At 48.3% G+C, this 17,773-nt stretch carries 15 protein-coding genes; 7 read left to right on the forward strand and 8 right to left on the reverse strand.

The annotated features are described in order from the left end of the window. Positions 1–7 precede the first annotated feature (7 nt). Positions 8–478: an Lrp/AsnC family transcriptional regulator gene (locus tag A3GI_RS0100350; RefSeq protein ID WP_026215815.1), complete on the reverse strand. Its 471-nt coding sequence runs from the start codon at positions 476–478 to the stop codon at positions 8–10. 548 nt (positions 479–1,026) lie between these two features. Here A3GI_RS0100350 and A3GI_RS0100355 point away from each other — a divergent pair. Continuing rightward, positions 1,027–2,661 (forward strand): ABC-F family ATP-binding cassette domain-containing protein, encoded by a 1,635-nt coding sequence (locus A3GI_RS0100355; RefSeq protein WP_018359486.1) that lies wholly within the window; start codon positions 1,027–1,029, stop codon positions 2,659–2,661. A 110-nt stretch (positions 2,662–2,771) separates the two neighbouring features. On the opposite strand, the gene A3GI_RS0100360 is transcribed toward A3GI_RS0100355, so the two are convergent. Then, positions 2,772–3,497 carry an outer membrane beta-barrel protein gene (locus A3GI_RS0100360; protein WP_018359487.1) on the reverse strand — a complete coding sequence of 242 codons (726 nt, stop codon included), beginning with the start codon at positions 3,495–3,497 and terminating at the stop codon, positions 2,772–2,774. A gap of 263 nt (positions 3,498–3,760) precedes the next feature. Between A3GI_RS0100360 and A3GI_RS0100365 the strand changes: the two genes are divergently transcribed. From A3GI_RS0100365 to A3GI_RS0100375, 3 genes are read left to right on the forward strand one after another with little or no spacing between them, the layout of a single operon-like run. Then, entirely contained in the window at positions 3,761–4,318 is a 558-nt protein-coding gene (locus A3GI_RS0100365; RefSeq protein WP_018359488.1) for an RNA methyltransferase, read from the forward strand. 13 nt (positions 4,319–4,331) lie between these two features. Further along, positions 4,332–5,033, forward strand: a complete 702-nt coding sequence (gene mnmD, locus A3GI_RS0100370) for a tRNA (5-methylaminomethyl-2-thiouridine)(34)-methyltransferase MnmD (RefSeq protein ID WP_018359489.1) — start codon at positions 4,332–4,334, stop codon at positions 5,031–5,033. Between the two features lie 22 nt (positions 5,034–5,055). Then, complete coding sequence (locus A3GI_RS0100375; RefSeq protein ID WP_018359490.1) at positions 5,056–5,793, forward strand: glycosyltransferase family 2 protein; 738 nt, start codon at positions 5,056–5,058, stop codon at positions 5,791–5,793. An 85-nt stretch (positions 5,794–5,878) separates the two neighbouring features. Here the strand turns inward: A3GI_RS0100375 and kbl are convergent, their stop codons facing one another. The 6 genes from kbl to nusB all read right to left on the reverse strand — a co-directional run bounded on the left by kbl (position 5,879) and on the right by nusB (position 10,904). After that, complete coding sequence (gene kbl / locus A3GI_RS0100380) at positions 5,879–7,069, reverse strand: glycine C-acetyltransferase (protein ID WP_018359491.1); 1,191 nt, start codon at positions 7,067–7,069, stop codon at positions 5,879–5,881. Between the two features lie 83 nt (positions 7,070–7,152). Further along, positions 7,153–7,599 (reverse strand): DUF5606 family protein, encoded by a 447-nt coding sequence (locus tag A3GI_RS0100385; protein WP_018359492.1) that lies wholly within the window; start codon positions 7,597–7,599, stop codon positions 7,153–7,155. A 34-nt stretch (positions 7,600–7,633) separates the two neighbouring features. Continuing rightward, positions 7,634–8,224, reverse strand: coding sequence for a dephospho-CoA kinase (gene coaE / locus A3GI_RS0100390; protein WP_018359493.1), 591 nt, complete (start codon positions 8,222–8,224; stop codon positions 7,634–7,636). A 38-nt stretch (positions 8,225–8,262) separates the two neighbouring features. Next, positions 8,263–9,357 (reverse strand): CdaR family protein, encoded by a 1,095-nt coding sequence (locus A3GI_RS0100395; protein WP_018359494.1) that lies wholly within the window; start codon positions 9,355–9,357, stop codon positions 8,263–8,265. 92 nt (positions 9,358–9,449) lie between these two features. Then, complete coding sequence (yajC, locus tag A3GI_RS0100400; RefSeq protein ID WP_025004685.1) at positions 9,450–9,776, reverse strand: preprotein translocase subunit YajC; 327 nt, start codon at positions 9,774–9,776, stop codon at positions 9,450–9,452. 81 nt (positions 9,777–9,857) lie between these two features. Beyond that, positions 9,858–10,904, reverse strand: coding sequence for a transcription antitermination factor NusB (nusB, locus tag A3GI_RS0100405; protein WP_026215817.1), 1,047 nt, complete (start codon positions 10,902–10,904; stop codon positions 9,858–9,860). 531 nt (positions 10,905–11,435) lie between these two features. Between nusB and purL the strand changes: the two genes are divergently transcribed. The 3 genes from purL (at position 11,436) to A3GI_RS0100425 (ending at position 17,728) form a co-directional block, all read left to right on the forward strand. After that, positions 11,436–15,143 (forward strand): phosphoribosylformylglycinamidine synthase, encoded by a 3,708-nt coding sequence (purL, locus tag A3GI_RS0100415; protein WP_018359498.1) that lies wholly within the window; start codon positions 11,436–11,438, stop codon positions 15,141–15,143. A gap of 87 nt (positions 15,144–15,230) precedes the next feature. After that, positions 15,231–16,343, forward strand: coding sequence for a DNA-processing protein DprA (gene dprA / locus A3GI_RS0100420; RefSeq protein WP_018359499.1), 1,113 nt, complete (start codon positions 15,231–15,233; stop codon positions 16,341–16,343). Between the two features lie 11 nt (positions 16,344–16,354). Next, positions 16,355–17,728 (forward strand): alpha/beta hydrolase family protein, encoded by a 1,374-nt coding sequence (locus tag A3GI_RS0100425; protein WP_018359500.1) that lies wholly within the window; start codon positions 16,355–16,357, stop codon positions 17,726–17,728. The last annotated feature ends 45 nt before the right edge of the window (positions 17,729–17,773 follow it).

Consider the following 17,773-nt stretch of genomic DNA (forward strand, 5'->3'; position numbering starts at 1 on the left):
AAGGTCGTTAATCTTCGTCGGGAATAGGGATGTAAAGACTGCGCATAAAGCTCTCGTCCAGAGAGATAAGCGTTTCCGTGCCGGTCACGCCCGGTATTTCCTGAATAATACCGTTAAGGATGCGCATCAAGTCGTTATTGTCCTCGGCATAAAGTTTTACGAAAATCGAGTACGGCCCTGTGGTGTAGTGGCATTCTACAATTTCCGGAATTTGTCTCAGCAGCGGAGCCACCTCTTTATATAAGGAGCCGCGCTCCAGACGGACGCCGATGTATGTGCAGGTATTAAACCCCAATGCTTTCGGATTTACCGAAAACCCGGATCCGGTGATAACGCCCAATTCTATCATTCGCTGCACGTGCTGATGAATGGCCGCACGCGATACACCGCACAAATCGGCTACTTCTTTGAATGGAATACGTGCATTCGTGGAGATAATCTTCAGTATCTTTAAATCTAATTTGTCCAATTTATCCATTTTCATAATCAACTTCTTTTTGAGTTATCCGAATATAAGGTTTGGCAATGTCAATTTGGCATTAAAATCATGACAAAGGTATGAATTTTTTAATATTTTAGGACTTTTTATTACTAAAACACGACAATATACCTATATACCTACTAATATGTATGACATTTTGAAAGTTCGGAGGGCAAAATCCGTTTGCTCTCCATATTGAATTATTCAGAGGGTTGCCCCCTTGTCATTTCACAATAAAAAAGTTCTGCCTGACGGTTGAAAATTCTTCAGGCAAAGAATAAAAATCCAAGTTAACTTGGATAAAAATTCTTCAGGCAGACAATTTTCCATTGTCCGTGAGCCTTTTGCTTCTCGAGAGGTAAGTCGACTTGTGAATTTTCACGGCGAAGTCGGATGAAAGCAGATAATCTCCCATTGAAACGAGAACTCAGACAGTCATAACCTTACGACCATCATTGCTCGTATCGAGTTGACGCTGAATCCTGCACTACGCTGCTATTGAAGCTGTATGGTTATCTTTGCGGGCAGAATAAAACGATAATGCAATGATTTCAGTAGACGGTGTAACTGTAGAGTTCGGCGGATCGGCTCTTTTTTCAGATATTTCTTTTGTTATTAATCCGAAAGACCGTATCGCCTTGATGGGTAAAAACGGAGCGGGGAAAAGCACCCTGCTTAAGATTTTGGCGGGTATCCGCGAACCGACACGAGGTAAGGTAAACGCACCGAAAGATTCGCTTATTGCTTATCTGCCACAACATCTGATGACGGAGGACGGGCGCACTGTGTTTGAGGAGACGGCACAGGCTTTTGCACATATCCATGCGATGGAAGCACGGATGAACGATTTGAACAGGCAATTGGAAATACGCACGGACTATGACAGCCCGGAATATATGGCTATCATCGAGGAGGTAACCACGCTTGGGGAGAAATTCTACGGTATCGAAGAGATCAACTATGATGCTGCCGTGGAAAAATCTCTCCTCGGTCTTGGCTTTAAGCGCACGGATTTTACCCGTCCCACTTCGGAGTTTAGCGGAGGATGGCGTATGCGTATCGAGCTGGCCAAACTGCTCTTGCAGAAGCCGGACGTGCTGCTGCTTGATGAGCCGACAAATCACCTGGACATCGAATCCATTCAGTGGCTGGAAGATTTCCTGATCGAAACAGGGCAGACGGTAGTGGTTATCAGCCACGACCGCGCATTTGTGGATCATCTGACCACCCGCACCATAGAGGTAACCATGGGGCGTATCTACGACTACAAAGTCAATTACACCGAATACCAGCGTCTCAGAGCCGAGCGGCGCGAACAGCAACGGAAGGCTTATGACGAGCAGCAGAAATTCATAGCCGAAACACGCGAATTTATCGAACGTTTCAAGGGAACTTACTCCAAAACTCTGCAAGTACAGAGCCGGGTGAAAATGCTGGAAAAGCTCGAACTCGTAGAGGTGGACGAAGAGGATACTTCTTCACTGAGGCTGCGCTTTGCTCCGGCTCCCCGCTCGGGCAACTACCCTGTGATTATGAATGGGGTAGAAAAATCTTTTGGCGACAAACAGGTTTTTAACAATGTCAACCTCACTATCGAGCGAGGAGACAAGATTGCATTTGTCGGCAAGAACGGGGAAGGAAAGAGTACGCTGGTACGCTGCATTATGGAGGAATTGGAGCATGGAGGAGAATTGCAGTTGGGGCACAATGTGCAGATCGGCTATTTTGCCCAGAACCAGGCTTCTTTGCTGGACGAGAACCTGACTGTGTTCCAAACCATCGACGATATAGCGAAAGGAGAAATACGCAATAAGATCAAAGACCTTTTGGGGGCTTTTATGTTCGGAGGCGAAGAGTCGACAAAGAAAGTGAAGGTGTTGAGCGGTGGCGAGCGTACCCGTCTGGCTTTGCTAAAGCTGCTTCTGGAACCTGTCAATCTGCTTATTCTGGACGAGCCGACGAACCATTTGGATATGCGCACAAAGGATGTGCTGAAACAAGCTTTGCAGAAATTCGACGGCACACTCATCCTGGTTTCTCATGATCGCGATTTCCTTGACGGTCTGGTATCCAAGGTCTACGAATTCGGAGGAGGTCGCGTGGTGGAGCATCTGGAGGGTATCTACGAATTTATGCAGCGCAAAAAACTGGAGAACCTGCGCGAACTGGAACGTAAATGACCGGAAGATTTCAGCTCTCATCATAAAACCCCGAAAAGTTATGTTGAAACTTTCGGGGTTTATCTTAAAGAAGCATTAAGTAGATCCTTCTTTTAGAGAGAAAGGATTTGTTACAGCCTGAGGCCCACACCGGCCAAAAGATTGATATCCGAGTAATCGCTGATCTTCGAATAGCCGAGTGTCGCAAAAAGATCTATTACGCGGGATATATGATACCGGTACTGTATATCTAATCCGAAAGCCATTTTGGTCTCGGAATTTATACTGACATTGTCTATTTTAAGACTGGCAGATCCGAAACCGACCATGGGTTTTATTTCGAAGCGTCCTTTATTTCCGGATTGGAAAGATAACAGCGGGCCTGCTGTCAGAGTACTGATACTCAGAGTTCCCGAGTTATTCCACCCATGAGTAGAATGAACATTTACGGAATATGCTTTTCCCTGAAGTTTAGCAGCAATACCGATATTTTCATTAAAAAGGTAGCCGAAATCGATTAAATTGAGCTGGAAACCAAACTCTTCGTCATCAAAAGTATAGGTAGCCCCCAAACCGATGCCGATATAGCTTCTTTTCTCTGCTTTTCTAAATGGTTGAGAATCATTATTCGACTCTTTTACGATTTTTTCTATTTCTTGCTGATTATAGACAAACAAGCTACCGTCTGCAGTACGGACTTTGATGGATTGGCCTATCGTCTGCTCGACGACCGTACCACGAATGACCGATCCGTTTTTGAGGTAGATAACTTCTTGATGAGAATGATTTTGAGCTGTTGCGAAGGTTATTCCCAAACAGCAGCAAAGTAAAAAGAGTAGAAATCTGATTCCTTTCATAATTACAAATTTGTGTCTTTGGCCTTTTCAGACTTTAATTGTTTTTTTCAGAAAATGTAAGGCTTTATAAGCATTTGCCTTTTGAGGAAGGATAAATGCTGTATAACATTTCCTTTTCAGGATTTTAAGATTATCTCGACAAAGATATGCGATTTTTCTCTTCTTTAGAAGCCTGTGATCTTTATGGCAGAAGCTGTTTTGTTTCAAGGCTTTCCTATCTTTGTACTGCAAGTTTTAATAAAGGGCAGACAGTCCGTATATCGATGAAAAAACTGAAGATCACGGAAATGAAGCGGTTGGACACCGATACTTTCCGTAAAAGTGAAAAACTGCCGCTGGCTGTAGTTTTGGACGACGTACGCAGCATGAACAATATAGGATCTGTGCTCCGCACGGCCGATGCTTTCAGGCTGAGCGAGGTATGCCTCTGCGGCATTACCGCCACTCCTCCTCATCCGGATATACACAAAACAGCTTTGGGAGCAGAAGACAGTGTGACGTGGCACTACTTCGAGACTGCCATGGAAGCGGTGCATTACCTGCAAAACAAAGGTTACCGGCTCTTTGCACTGGAGCAGGCACACGGCAGTATTCCTCTTAACCGGTTTGAGCCTGAGCACGGTGAGGCTTATGCCTTGGTGTTGGGCAATGAAGTAAAAGGTGTCAGCCAGACGGTGGTGGATGCCTGTGCCGGTTGTCTGGAGATACCGCAATACGGTACGAAACATTCCTTAAATGTGAGTGTGGCGGCAGGTATTGCTATCTGGCAAGTGGCTGCACCGTTGTTGGAGCGATTGGTAAAACTTGAAGAGCAGCGGTAACGGAAAGGAGCAAATGAGCAGCAGGAATTTGACTTTGAGTACCACAGCCGATGGCAGTCTGACTGTTTACAGCCGGCTTTCAGGCGAACACTATCACTCGATGTTCGGAGCAATAACCGAAAGCAGGCGTGTTTTTATGGAATTGGGACTGTGCAACCGCCTTGAGGAAGCAGACGGTGTAATAACCGTGCTGGAAGCCGGCTTCGGTACCGGCCTGAACGCTCTTCTTTCTCTGTCGGAAGCTATTCGTGCGAAGAAAGCGGTTCATTATTATACTTACGAGTTGTACCCCTTGGAGCCGGCAATTTACGAACGTATACATTTCCCTGTTACCGAGTTGGACGGAGCAGACGAATGGTTGCTGCAAATGCACGAGGCCGCATGGGGCTGTGATATAAAATTGCATCCGCTGTTTACCCTGACCAAACGGCAGGAAGATCTGACACAAACCGAACTGCCTCAAGCGGTGGATACGGTTTATTGGGATGCTTTTTCTCCCGAAGCTCAACCTGAACTGTGGAGCGAGGAACTTTTCCGAAAGGTATTCGAGTGTTGTAACGAGGGAGCCTTACTGACGACTTACTGTGCCAAAGGCGAAATCCGCCGGAGACTGCAACGAGCGGGCTTCGACGTGCTGCGCATGCCCGGCCCCAAAGGCGGCAAAAGGGAAGTTTTGCAGGCCATCAGGCGGGAGCCGCATACGGGACATTTTTAAGAAACCAATCCTGACAAAGAGAATGCATTCAAAGAAAATACTATCGATCATCACTGTTTGCTATCGGGCAGAGAATCTTATCGAAGCTACGCTGAAGAGTGTAGAAAGCGTCAAGACGACTGATGTGGAATATATTATTGTGGACGGCGGTTCTACGGACGGAACAATGAGACTCGTAAAGCAGTATGCTCATATCGTGGACACTCTTCGATCGGAACCGGACAATGGTATCTACGATGCCATGAACAAGGCAAGGACTTTAGCTACGGGCGAGTGGATAATCTTTATGAATGCAGGAGATATCTTTGCTTCTGCGCATGTTTTGGATGTTTTCAAACCCCTGCTGGAGAAGGAGAGCGATGTGGACGTTATCTACGGGGATATTCTGAAAGAAGGGAAAAACGGAGAACTGTATTGCAAGAAAGCTTATCCACCCGGCAATTATCATAAAATGTTTTTCTGTCATCAGGCAGCTTTCACTCGGCGTATTTTACTCGAAAAATATCCGTTCGACACATCTTGCAAGCTATCGGCAGATTTCAAATTTTATAAACAGGTTACCCTGGCAGGTTATCGTTTCCTGTATCACTCTCATCCGGTAGCTGTTTTCGACACACATGGAGCAAGCAATATCCACCGGACAAAGGGGTTGGCAGAAAACATAAAAATCATATCGGATTTGGATTGTTTTTCTGAAAAGATGCGGTTGCTTCCACGTATTTACGTTTCGTACTTCTTTGCCAGGCTGCGAGGAAAATGAGTGTTCTCTTATCTTCAAAAACAAAAAAGGCCGCCCGATCAGCCAAAAGCTGAGGTGCGGCCTTCTTGTTAGAATGTTTTGCGACTTATTTCAATACGCCTAATTCTTTACCGATCTTGATAAAGGCCTCAATGGCTTTATCGAGGTGTTTACGTTCGTGGCGGGCAGAAAGCTGTACGCGGATACGAGCCTGACCTTTCGGCACTACGGGGTAGTAGAAGCCGGTAACGTAGATACCTTCGTTCAAGAGGCGTTTGGCGTACTCCTGCGACAGTGGGGCATCGTACAGCATCACGGCGCAGATAGCGCTCTGTGTCGGTTTGATATCGAACCCGGCAGCAATCATTTTGTCGCGGAAGTAGTTGACATTCTCCATCAGCTTGTCATGCAGCGCATTGCTTTCGTTCAACATCTTGAACACTTCGAGGCCGGCGCCCACCACTGCGGGAGGAATGGAATTGGAGAAAAGATAGGGACGGGAACGCTGACGCAAGATATCGATGACTTCTTTCGGACCGGTGGTAAAACCGCCTACGGCACCACCAAAGGCTTTTCCCAGCGTACCGGTATGGATATCGATTTTCCCATAGCAGTCGAATTGCTCGGCTACACCGCGGCCTGTTTTGCCCACAACGCCGGCACTGTGGCATTCGTCTACCATTACGAGAGCATCGTATTTTTCTGCCAGTTCGCAAATCTTGTCCATGGGAGCCACATTACCGTCCATGGAGAAGACTCCGTCGGTGGCGATGATACGGAAACGCTGAGCCTGAGCTTCTTGCAGGCAACGCTCCAGGTCTGCCATATCGGCATTGGCATAGCGATAGCGTTTGGCCTTGCAAAGTCTTACGCCGTCGATAATGGAAGCATGGTTCAACGCATCGCTGATGATAGCGTCTTCCTCACCGAAAAGGGGTTCGAAAAGCCCTCCGTTGGCATCGAAGCAGGCAGCATACAGGATGGTATCTTCTGTGTGGAAATAGTCTGCAATGGCTTTTTCGAGAGCTTTGTGAATATCCTGCGTACCGCAGATAAAGCGCACGGAGCTCATGCCGAAGCCGTGGCTGTCCATGGCTTTCTTGGCAGCTTCGATGAGACGGGGGTTATCGGAGAGGCCGAGGTAGTTGTTTGCACAGAAGTTGATCACCTCTTTCCCCTCATTCACTTTGATGTCGGCAGCCTGTGGGGTGATGATGATGCGCTCTTCTTTGTAAAGGCCTGCATCTTTGATTCCCTGAATCTCTGCTTGCAGGTGTTTTTTCATTTCTTGGAACATAGTTTAAAGGTATTATTTGTTTTAGTTGATAAAATCCAAAAAGAAACCCTGCAGCCCGCTCAGAGGCATTACAGGGTTTGATGTCAAGCGGTTGCTTCGGTTTGCGTTGTCTCTTCTGCCGGCTCTTCTTCTGTTTTTTCTTCTTCAAACTTGTTGAAGCCGTAATCGATCAGAATATTATACCACTGAAACAACTTTTTAATATCGCTGGGATAAATGCGTTCACGGTCGAAGTCCGGCATAAAAGAAGCCATAAAATCACGGAGAGCTTCGTTGTCCTTAAACAGAGTCAAGTCTATTTTCTTGCCTCCTTCCTGATGTATGCGTAGCAGTTCCAGCACCTCTACCAGCGGTTTGTCTTCCGACGTGGTGTACATGGAAATATCGGCCAGTGAAACGATGCGGTCTGTAACACGGGCGGGAATACGGCGCCCGTTCAGAAGAGACTCTACAATAATATTGTTCTTGCCCTGAGAGATGAGTTTGTACAAACCGGGCCTACCTGAGATAGAAAGAATTTTCTTTAACATACTTCTTTATTTAATATGCACAAAGATAACTTTTTTACCGGAACTGCTTCAGAAGCCCTGCAATACGGGGGATGAGCAGTTCGGAGCCATCGTTGGAGATAACGGCATCGGCACGCCGGATCATTTCCTCCTGAGCCATTTGTCGGCCGATCCGCTCTGCCACGGCACCGGAGCTGACACCATCGCGTTTGGCGGCGCGTTCGAGTCTTTGCTCTTCAGCAGCTGTTACCACCCATACGCTATCCACCAGCGGATAGAGGGGAGATTCAAAAAGGATGGCACTCTCCACAGCAACCAAAGAATATCCCTGCAGGGCTTGCTCGTGCCGCCATTCTTCGAAATGGCGCGTTACGGCCGGATGCACCAGAGCATTGGTGTCGGCAAGAGCATGCGGATCTTTGAAAATAATTTCGGCCAGACGCGTACGGTTCAACTTATTCTTGCCGTTGTAGTAGATGTCTTCACCAAAACGCATCTTCATCTTTCCGGCCAGCTCTGCATCCGTTTCATACAGTCTTTTGGCTTCAAAATCGCTGTCGTAGACAGGTGTATTCATCAATCTGAGCAGATGGGAAATCACGGATTTTCCGCTTCCGATTCCGCCGGTTATACCAATAGTTTGCATAAACAGTGCTTATGTGCGAATATTATAAAACAGGAGAATTACCGTCTTTCGATTACATACTGTATACGCTCCGGCTTGATGGTATAGTTCACAACCCATTCGGGTTGATTTTTCAATACCAGCGGCAGCGTGTCGTCCGATTGGATGGTTCGGTCATCGGGGTATTGGAGCGTTACCCGGAAATCGGCAGGGTTCACATCGTTGTACTTGCTGCGAGGGATGGTTACATTCACGGTAACCCGTGCAGGCAACGGCAGGAGATTGCGGTTTTTGGGTTCGCCCTCCACCTCTATATTCTGCTCGAAAGAATACTCGGTAAGCTCTTCTACAGGCACTTTGATGGAAACTTTCTCGAAACTGAGGATAACACCTTCGGCGGGCGGTTGCAGTCTCAGCTCTCCTTCGAAGGAGGCCGTCAGCCCTTCATGCGGCAAATCTTCTGCAACTACCTCTTTGATATTTTTCAGCATCTCCATACTGCCATAAATGGTTACGCTGTCGGGTGTGATTTGAGGCCGGTAAGCAATGAAACCCTGCCCTGTGGCTGCCTCGAAATTCAGATGTACGGGCACTTTCTTAGACTCGCGCCTGAATAACGGAATGGAAATTTCCGAGGGGGTTATCGAGGAGATCTGCACCGTAGAGCTGAGCTGTTTCATGACGGTGGCATTAAGTTGCTTGCGCGATATGCCCAGATACTGGCCGTTATTACCTTTTTGAATTTCCAGATGGACAGGCTTAAATTCTTTAAGCTTATAATCCAAAAGGTTTAGCCCCTTATCTGTGAGTACCACTTCTATGCTCTTCGGAGGGGATATGCTATAACCCGTTTTACCGGGTAGAGAATCGTATGTTACGGGGATATTGAGACGAATTTGATAAGTACCTTCGAGACTCTGTATGTACCAGAAAACAGCCGAAATCATCAAAAAGGTAATGAAGACACCCAAATTGGACATCTGCCGGCTCTTTTGCTTACGTTTATCATTGCCGGAGGGTTCCCGGCTTTTCCTGCGAGGGCTCAACTTCAGTTTCATGGCCTTCGTTTTTATTTGGATAATATCCTTTCCGGAGCGGAAAGGATGCTCTTTTTGTAATAAAGAAAGTCTCGCCCCCCCTGCGCTTGCTGCCATGGCAGAGAGACGCAATGCGGCGAGACTTTGTGCAAAGAAAGGGTCGGGTATCGGAGTAATTGACCGGAGAGCCCGCACCTTTCACGGATTATTTATTTGCGAACGTTTTCTGCACTCTCTTCTGCTGTCATAAATACAGAACCTTTGTCTATGCGCACACGCACGCCGTCTGCTATTTCAATGACAAATTCCGAAGCTTTGATATCTTTGATCACGCCGTATATACCTCCGCTGGTAATTACGCGGTCACCCACTTTCATGGCTTCACGTTTTTTCTGTAAGTCTTTCTGACGCTTTTGCTGAGGGCGGATGAAGAACAGCCAGAAAACCAGAAAGAGTGCGACCATCATCAAAATGGACATCCACATATTTCCTCCGGCCTGTCCTGCGGGAGCGGCCTGAAGCAAGAATAAATTCATCATTTTATTTCTGTTTAATTATGTAATAAATATGTATCACACTGTCTATCAGACTGAACAAAGATAAGTATTCCTCTGCACTTATACCTTCAATATGGTGCCTGTTTGCTTTAATTCCTGTGCCACGGCATCCAGCACGCCATTGATAAACGGATGGCTTTTGGGGGTTGAATAACTTTTTGCCAGTTCGATGTATTCATTGATTGTCACACCTGTAGCAATATCGGGGCAATGTACCATTTCGCATACGGCCATTTCCATAATAAGCATATCCACATCGGCCACACGCTCGGCTTCCCAGCTGTCGCTCAAATGAGCGCGAATGAGTTTCTGCCACCGGTCGTGTTCCAACAGCGTCATATGTACCAGTGTACGGGCGAAAGTACGGTCTTCTTCGTCTCTGAACATCGGCATAAGAGCCTTATCGGCCGTTTTGGAGGTTATGCGCTTAATGGTTTTTTCCACAAAATCTTTCACGATTTGCACTGCGCCGCCGGCGTTGGGCACACCCTGATAATTTCCTTCGTTTTTAGCCTGATCGATCTGTGTCTCGATGGCCTCCCATTCGGGCATCTCTTCGCACTCGATTTTCTCCAGACAATTCAGTTCGCTGTACCAGTAGATGGACTTGGATTCGAGGTATTCGGCCAGATCGTCATCATTGGCGATGAGTGTCTTGAAGGCTTCGGCCCAAAATGTACGGTCTGCCATAAAACCTGTTGCTTCGGCATTCCGGTAATTCAGGTACAGTTCGCTGGTCATTATTTTATCCAGCAGTAAACGCATCAATTCCCTGTTTTCCCACCAGCTGAGCCCGCTGTTTTCCGCCCATTCGGCCAGTAAAACACTGTTGTCGATAACTTTGGCCAGACGATTTTCTGCCAGTCTCATATTCGGTTTCAAGTCTTCCTCTGTGGGCAACAAACGTTTTTTTCGTTGCTCCAGCAGCTCGCAATGCAAATGAGTAAGTTCGGGAATCAAATTGAGAAAATGGAGATAGAGGTCATAAGTTTTGCTCAGGCTGATGGTCAGCTCCTCTTCCCCGCGCTTCAGATCCAAATCGTCACGATGATGATAGGCATAAAGAACCTGCAATGCTCGGGTGCGTATTAATGCTCGATTTATCATAATTAAAAGAGAACGCGCCGGACAAAAAGTGTGCTCCGGCATGAAAGTAAATGCAAAGTTAATCAACCGCAGGCGATTATTTGCAATATTTCCGTTTTTTCTCCGGAAGAGAGGCCGGAAAATGCTTGCCTGTGCGTTGAAAATTCTCTGCCTGACGGATAAAAATCCGTAGCGCTACGGATTTTCAACGAAGTTAACTTGGATTTTTTTTCTTTGCCTGAAGAATTTTCAACCATCAGGCAGAGAATTTTTCAGTACACGTCACACGTCACACCTCACAGTTTTCGAGTATCGATTTTGTGAATGATAATCAAATCATATTCCGGTTTCTGCTATAAGAAAACAAGCCTGTTATACGTAGGTGAAATTCTCCTTTTCAAGTTTTATGCTGAATAAACAGACGTTATTTTCGATGCCGGAGTCTGCAAGGCGATAAGACGTCGAAGCGGTGTTGTGTAACCTCTTCAATTTATTATCTTTGTTCATATATGTAAATATCTTATTAAACGAATACCGTCAATCAACTAAAAAATGAACATCTTCTTTTTCCGAAATCCGTCCGGCTCCATATATGCCCTGTCTGCAAAAACACCATTGAATCAGGAGGCGATCAGCCGGTTAAGATGGTTGTTTTCCGGAGCTGAGCTTATCGATGCCGATAGCGTAAAAGGCTACTTCGTCGGCCCTCGCCGCGAGATGATTACCCCCTGGAGCACCAATGCCGTGGAGATTACACAGAATATGAATATCGATGGCATAGAACGGATAGAGGAGTTTTTCCCCGTTGAAAGTGCCGAGGCCGTATACGACCCGATGCTTCAGGTTCTCTACAAAGATTTGGACAGCCATGTTTTCGAGATTGATCGTGAACCGGAGCCTGTTCGTTTTATTGAAGACATCGAGGCTTACAACCTTGAAGAGGGGTTGGCCTTGAATGAAGATGAAATCGACTACTTGAAGAACTTGGCGAAACGTTTGGGACGTTCGCTTACCGATAGCGAACTTTTCGGCTTTTCACAGGTAAACAGCGAACACTGCCGCCACAAAATTTTTGGCGGAACATTCGTTATCGATGGCAAAGAACGCGAAAGCTCTCTTTTTAATCTCATCAAATTGACTTCCAAGGTTAATCCCAACCGGCTCGTTTCGGCTTATAAAGACAATGTTGCTTTTGTGGAAGGGCCGCGTGTGGAGCAGTTTGCCCCGAAGAGTGCCGACAAGCCGGACTATTTCAGGATAACCGATATAGACAGTGTGTTGAGCCTGAAGGCCGAGACGCACAACTTCCCCACAACCGTAGAGCCTTTTAACGGTGCCGCTACGGGTACGGGCGGCGAGATTCGCGACCGTATGGGTGGAGGCAAGGCCAGCCTGCCATTGGCGGGAACAGCTGTTTACATGACCTCTTATCCCCGCAACGACGGGTACAACCCGGCTGAAAAGCTTTTGCCCGAGCGCAAATGGCTCTATCAGACACCGTGCCGGATTTTAACGAAAGCGTCTAATGGCGCCAGCGATTTCGGCAATAAGTTCGGTCAGCCCTTGATTTGCGGTTCTGTTTTGACTTTTGAGCATAAAGAGCCCGGGGACAGCAAAGCCTATGGCTACGATAAGGTAATCATGCTGGCCGGCGGTGTCGGTTATGCCCGCAAGCAGGATGCCATTAAAGGCGAACCGAAATCGGGGGAAAAAGTGGTTATTTTAGGAGGCGACAATTACCGTATCGGCATGGGCGGCGGAGCGGTGAGCTCGGTGAATACCGGATTGTATGCCGACAGCATCGAGTTGAATGCCGTTCAGCGTGCCAACCCGGAGATGCAAAAACGTGTGCACAATGTGATCCGTGCATTGGCAGAGGGTGAAAATCCCATTGTTTCCATTCATGATCATGGTGCGGGCGGACACCTGAACTGCCTGAGCGAATTGGTGGAAAAGACGGGCGGGCATATCGAAATGGACCGTCTGCCGGTAGGCGACCCCACTTTGTCGGCACGTGAAATCATCGGAAACGAGAGTCAGGAACGCATGGGGCTGGTTGTAGAAGAAAAAGATATCGAACAGATACGTCGTATTGCCGAGCGTGAGCGTGCTCCTATGTATGAAGTGGGGCATACGACGGATGATATGCGGTTTGTTTTTGAAAGAGATAATGGCGAGCGCCCGATCGATCTCCGTCTGGAAGATATGTTCGGCAATCCGCCTCGCACGGTGATGACCGATAAAACGGTTAAACATTCTTACCGTGCTCCCAAATACGGTACCGCCAAACTGGATGAATATATCGAAGGCGTGTTGCGCCTTGAGGCCGTAGCCTGCAAGGATTGGCTGACCAATAAGGCCGACCGCTCCGTTACGGGGCGTGTGGCACGCCAGCAGTGCCAGGGTGAAATACAATTGCCGTTGAGCGATTTGGGTGCCATGGCCTTGGATTACCGGGGGCGTGCCGGCATCGCCACTTCCATCGGCCATGCTCCGCAGGCTGCTTTGGCAGACCCGGCTGCCGGTTCGGTGCTGGCCATTGCCGAGGCGTTGACAAACATCGTTTTTGCTCCTCTGAAACAGGGCATTAAGAGCATTTCGCTCAGTGCGAACTGGATGTGGCCCTGCCGCAATGAAGGTGAAGACGCGCGTCTTTATGAGGCCGTACAGGCTGCTTCGGATTTTGCCATCGACTTGGGTATCAATATTCCCACCGGCAAAGACTCCCTCTCTATGACGCAGAAATATGGCAAGGACGGGGAGGTACTCAGCCCCGGCACGGTGATTATCAGTGCTGCCGGAGAGGTATCGGATGTGCGTCGCATCGTTTCTCCCGTGCTCAGCCATCCGGCAGGAACCACACTCTATTATATCGATTTCAGTTTTTGCCCGTATCGTTTGGGCGGTTCGGCTTTTGCCCAAAGTTTGGGAGCTGTCGGCGATGAAGTGCCGACCGTAGTGGACCCCGAATATTTTACAGATGCTTTCGGAGCCGTTCAGCAACTGATCGAACATGGTTTGGTGCTTGCCGGTCACGATATTTCTGCCGGCGGTATGATTACGACCATGTTGGAGATGTGCTTCGGCAATGTGGAAGGCGGTCTGGAAATCAACCTCGACTTGCTGCCCGAAGAGGATTTGGTGAAATTGCTCTTTGCAGAAAACCCCGGAGTGCTGCTGCAAATCAAAGATAAAAAAGCGGCCGATAAGATTCTCAAAGATGCCGGCGTAGGATTTGTTCACTTAGGTAAACCCGTAGCGGAGCGTTGTATCCTGTTGCACAAGGAAGGTAACGAATATCTCTTTGGCATAGATCACAAGCGGGATGTCTGGTATCAGGCTTCTTACCTGATGGATATGCACCAGAGTACGCCGCAATTGGCAGGAGATCGTTTTGAAAACTATAAAGTGCAACCGCTGGTATATCATATGCCTAAAGGCTTTACCGGAAAACTCTCCGATCTGGGCCTGAATGCCGACCGGCGTAAGGAGAGCGGTGTGCGTGCGGCTATCCTGCGTGATAAGGGAACGAATGGCGAACGCGAGATGGCTTATGCTCTGCACCTTGCCGGTTTCGATGTGAAAGATGTACACCTGACCGACCTCACTTCCGGTCGTGAGACGCTGGAGGACGTGCAGTTCGTTGTTTTCTGCGGAGGCTTCTCCAACAGCGATGTGTTCGGTTCGGCAAAAGGTTGGGCCGGCGGTATTCTCTTTAACGAGCGTGCCAAGACAGCATTGGATAACTTTTATGCCCGCCCCGATACGCTCAGTCTGGGTATCTGCAACGGCTGTCAGCTTCTTGCCGAGTTGGGGCTGTTGTATCCGGAACACGAAAAGAAGCACAAACTCGTGCACAACGATTCTCATAAGTTCGAAAGCGGTTTCGTAACGTTGCAAATACCGCAAAACAACAGTGTGATGCTGGGCAATCTCAGCGGAAGCAAATTGGGCGTTTGGGTGGCGCATGGCGAGGGCAAGTTCGAATTGCCTTACGAAGAAAAAGAGTACAACGTCATCGCCCGTTACGAGTACGATGGCTACCCGGCCAATCCTAACGGATCGCCTCATGCCATTGCCGGTTTGTGTAGCAAAGACGGACGGCATCTGACCATGATGCCTCACCCCGAGCGTGCTATTTTCCCCTGGCAGTGTGCTTATTATCCCGAAGATGTTCGTGACGGACACGAGGTAACGCCATGGATGCAGGCTTTCCGCAATGCCTATGACTGGGTTGTCGGGCATAAGGCCGGCAAGTAGCGATAATTTTTTGTCGGGGAGAAATGAGACATCAGGGCTTTTGCATGCCGGTGCCGGCGGTAAAAGCCCTTTTTAATCGATAAGTCTATGATGGAATATCCTGTCGAAGTTTATTATATGGCTCTGGGCAGAGTCAAGGGAGTGGGACCTGTGGTTGCCCGTCAAATCGTGGAGGCTATGGGTGACGTGCATGCTGTTTTTACGGACAGGGCAGCCCTTAAGACCCGTTTGAGCAGACTCAGTTCGCACATCATCGAAGCGCTTTATGACCCCACGCTTTTGTCTCAGACAGAGGCTGATTACCATAAACATATTGCATCCGGCATTGCTGTCGTTTCTTTGGAAGATTCGGCTTATCCCGAGGCATTGAAGCAGTGTATCGATGCACCTGTCGTTCTTTTTGTTCGCGGAGAGCTTTCATCCCTTAACCGGAAGCGTATGCTCAGCATCGTGGGTACGCGCAATATTACCTTGTACGGCAAACAGATAACCGAGAAACTGGTTTGCGATCTGGCTGCATCGGTGCCCGATGCCGTGATTGTCAGCGGATTGGCTTATGGTGTTGATGTGGCGGCGCATGAAGCTGCCCTCAAAGCCGGTCTCTCTACCGTCGGTGTATTGGGGCACGGGTTGGATATGATTTATCCTTACAAACATTCGGCGGTGGCGAGCCGGATGCAGTCGAGCGGTGCATTGGTTTCGGAGTATCCCCTCGGCACCGGCCCCGAACGGTATAATTTCGTGGGGCGCAATCGTATTATAGCCGGTATGTCGCAAGCCACACTGGTTGTGGAGTCTGCAGAAAAAGGCGGTTCGCTGATTACTGCCGGTTTGGCTGTCGGTTATGATCGCGATGTGCTGGCCGTACCCGGCCGGGTGGGCGATGTTTACAGCAGCGGATGCAATCATCTGATACGTACGAACCGTGCTGTCATGGTTACATCGGCACAGGAGATTGTCGAAACGTTGGGGTGGGATGGCCGGACAGCGGAAAAACCGATGTTGCAGTTTGAAGAGCCTGATTTACCCGATGATCCCCTGTTGCGTATCATTGCTTCCGAAGGTTCTGTCCAAATCAATGACCTCGCAAGGAAAGCCGGTTTGGAGGTAAGCGAGGTGGCTGCCGCTCTTTTCGACTATGAACTCGATGGTTATATCGTCGCCTTGCCGGGCGGTATTTATACACTTGGTTTGCGATAAAAAGAATTCCGATGAAACGCTTTTTTCTTTTTCTGCTGTTGTTGTTACCGGCTTTTGCTTTTTCTCAGCAGCTTAACGGATTGTGGTACGGTGTGGTAGATCTGCCCTCTGCCCGAATGGGTATACATATTTACCTTACTCCTGCAAAGTCGGGGTATGCTTCCCGTGTGTACGGACTTTGGCTCGGATCGAACCGCATCGAAGTAAAAAACGTCTTGGTAGAAGGCGATTCGGTGGAGATCAAAGCCAAAGGGCGCGGGATGACTTTTAAGGGGCGTTTGATAACACCGGACAGTATTTGCGGGGAGGCTTCGCACAATCAAAATGTGATGCCGGTGTCGTTCAAACGGGTGCCTCGTCCGCAAACACCGCAGCAGCCATTCCGTTATCAGGAGCAGGAGGTCTTTTTCCCGGGAGGTTCAGACAGTGTACGATTGGCTGGAACTTTTACCCTGCCACATTACGGAGGTAAGCATCCGGCCGTTTTGCTGCTGTCATCCGGTGGACCGCAGAACAGGAATAACGAGATGAGCGGCCATGAGCCGAATCGACTGCTGGCAGACCGTCTTACCCGTAAAGGATATGCCGTATTGCGCTACGACGACAGGGGGGTATCTCACAGTACCGGCAATTATGCAACTGCTACCGTACCCGATTTATATGCCGATGCACGGAGTGCCTGCGTTTGGTTGTCGGAGCAGGGACAGGTCGATGCCAACCGTATTTATATCATAGGCCATAGCGAAGGAGGATTGCTGGCTTCTATGCTGGCATCGGATATGCCGGAGGTTGCCGGGGTTGTTTTACTGTCTGTTCCTACTATTCCCATAAAAGAACTGCTGCTTCACCAACGTCGTACGCTGATGAGTCTGCAGGGAGTACCCGAGGAGTTGATTACCGTGAATGAAGAATTGAACAGGCAGCTGTATACATGGGCGGCGGACACGATCGACAATGATACCCTTAAAGCGATGATTACCGAACACATGACGCAGTTTTATCAAGAACGTTATGACGATATGACCGAATCGGATATCGAAGCCGGTTGCCGTAGAACCGTTTCTTTGGTGGTGAATAATTGGTTCCGTTCTTTCGTTCGCCTTGTTCCCGAAGAATATATATCCGAAATCAAATGTCCTGTTTTAGCCGTGTACGGGAATAAAGACCTGATGGTCGATGCCGCTCGGAATGCCGATGCTCTGATGAAACGGCTGCCCTCAGCCGAAGTGCAACGGCTGCCCGGACTTAACCATCTGCTTCAGCCTGCAAGGGGCGAAGGGGGTACCGCAGATTATATTCACATCCCCATTACGATGGACGAACAGGTTCTGGAGCTGATACTCCGGCATCTGGAAGACTGGAGCAAAAGAGAGCGTACACCATAATAATATATACCGCTTGTAACAAAATAGAAAACCTTTCAAAAATAC

Origin of the sequence: Porphyromonas macacae DSM 20710 = JCM 13914 (assembly GCF_000379945.1) — a bacterium.
Lineage (GTDB): Bacteria > Bacteroidota > Bacteroidia > Bacteroidales > Porphyromonadaceae > Porphyromonas > Porphyromonas macacae.